The 2,064-nt window shown below is 75.2% G+C and carries 2 protein-coding genes and 1 pseudogene; all 3 read left to right on the top strand.

Annotation, left to right across the window (positions count from 1 at the left end):
• On the top strand, positions 1-1,149 hold a 1,149-nt coding region (locus ABZ641_RS34635; RefSeq protein ID WP_359988325.1), incomplete at its 5' end, for a hydrolase.
• 83 nt (positions 1,150-1,232) lie between these two features.
• Entirely contained in the window at positions 1,233-1,820 is a 588-nt protein-coding gene (locus ABZ641_RS34630) for a WHG domain-containing protein (protein WP_344622372.1), read from the top strand.
• A pseudogene (locus ABZ641_RS34625) lies at positions 1,817-2,064 on the top strand (alpha/beta hydrolase); the annotation flags it as partial. The gene ABZ641_RS34630 and the pseudogene ABZ641_RS34625, both read left to right, overlap by 4 nt.

The raw sequence follows: 2,064 nt of genomic DNA, 5'->3' as shown, positions 1-2,064 counted from the left end.
CCGGTCGGCACCGTGTCGCTGCACCTGGTGGACCCGGCCAGGCCCGAGCCGTGGACCGGGTCCGGCCCGCGCGAGGTGATGGTGACCGTCCGCTACCCGGCCCGGGACGCCGGGCACTACCCCACCGCCCCGCAGATGCCGGCCGCGGCGGCGGCCGTCTTCGAGACGATGTACCGCAACGGCGGCGGCCTGCCGATGGACCGGGTGGCCTGGGCACAGACCCGCACCCATGCGCACGAGGGCGCCCCCGCGGACCTCCGCGGCGGGCCGCGCCCGGTGGTGCTGTACTCGCCCGGCGGCGGTGACCCGGCCGCGTTCGGCACCACCCTGGGCGACGACCTCGCCTCCCGCGGGTACGTCGTGGTGACGGTCGACCACACCTACGAGGCGCCGGCCGTGGAGTTCCCCGGCGGCCGGGTGGCGGCGAGCCGGATGGACGCCGAGGTCGCCGCCGTCCAGGACCCGGACCCGGTGAAGGCGGAGGCGAAGCTCACCGCGCTGCTGCGCAAGCTCGTCGACGTCCGGGTCGCGGACACCCGTTTCGTGCTGGACCAGGTCGGCGCGCTCGCGGCCGGCCGCAACCCGGACGCCGAGCACCGGCGGTTGCCGCAGGGCCTCGGTGCGGTGCTCGACCCGGGCCGCATCGGCATGTTCGGCCAGTCGGCCGGCGGCTTCACCGCCCTGCAGACGATGCACGACGACCCGCGGATCGCGGCCGGCGAGAACCTGGACGGCGTGATTGGCTACGTTGGCGACGACCACGACCCGGCGCACCCGTCGACCGTCGCCGCCGACGGCCTCGACCGGCCCTTCCTGCTGATGGGCAGCGAGGGCAACGACCACCGCACCAACCCGTCCTGGGGCGCGCTCTGGCAGCACAGCACCGGCTGGCACCGCGACCTCACCCTGACCGGCGCGGCGCACGGCAGCTACACCGACCTGGAGTCGATCGTGCCGCAGCTCGCCCGGCAGCTGGACCTGCCGCCCGGCACCGCCGCCGACCTGATCGGCACGGTCGACCCGGAGCGGGCCGTCGCCGCCGAGCGGGCCTGCACCGCGGCCTTCTTCGACCGGACCCTGCGCCACCGGGACGGCGGGCTGCTCGACCGCCCCACCGACCGGTTCCCCGAGCTGCGCCCGGTGGACTGACCCGCGCCCGGAGAAACGCCCGCCGCCCGCTTCCTCGGGGTGCTAGCTTAAAACCTAGAGACCCTAGGAAAGGCGGTCGGGCGATGGTGCGTGCCGGACTCACGGCGGCGAAGCTCACCGAGGCGGCCGCGGAGATGGCCGACGAGGTCGGACTCGACCGCGTCACCGTCTCCGCGCTCGCCCGGCACTTCGGCGTCAAGGACGCCAGCCTCTACTCCCACATCAAGAACCTCCGGGAGCTGCGCGTCCGGATCGCCCTGCTCGGCGGCGCGGAGATGACCGACCGCATCGCCGCCGCCGTGGCCGGCCGGGCCGGCAAGGACGCCCTGGTCGCCTTCGCCGACGCCTACCGGCAGTACGCCCTCGCCCACCCCGGCCGCTACGCCGCCACCCAACTGCAGTTCACCCCCGAGGAGATCGCCGACTCGGCCGTCGTCCGCCGCAGCGCCGGCCTCACCTACGGCATGCTCCGCGCCTACGGCCTCGCCGAGCCCGACCTCACCGACGCCGGCCGGCTGCTGCGCGCCGCCTTCCACGGCTACATCCACCTCGAACTCAGCGGCGGCTTCGGCCACCCCCGCACCGTCCAGGAATCCTGGGACCGCTCGCTCGACGCACTCCACGTCCTGCTCGAGAACTGGCCCGCCCGACCCGACCGGAGCCCCCGATGACCACCGCCACCACCATCACCCGGACGGGCACCCTCGCCGTCCCCGGCGCCACCCTCCACCACGAAGTCCGCGGCAGCGGCCCCGTCCTGCTGCTCCTCCCGGGCGGCGCCGGCGACGCCGGAATGTACGCGGGCATGTACGCCGAACTCGCCGCCCGGTACACCGTCGTCACCTACGACCCGCGCGGCCTCTCCCGCAGCCCCCTCGACGGGCCGCTCACCGACCAGCGGGTGGACGTCTGGAG

It is taken from the genome of Kitasatospora sp. NPDC007106, assembly GCF_040634455.1.
Taxonomy (GTDB): Bacteria; Actinomycetota; Actinomycetes; order Streptomycetales; family Streptomycetaceae; genus Kitasatospora; species Kitasatospora arboriphila.
This window is presented reverse-complemented; position numbering and strand designations above follow the sequence as displayed.

Excerpts from the sequence above, each read along its gene's own strand:
- ABZ641_RS34630 (WP_344622372.1), top strand. The coding sequence starts at position 1,233 with ATGGTGCGTGCCGGACTCACGGCGGCGAAGCTCACCGAGGCGGCCGCG.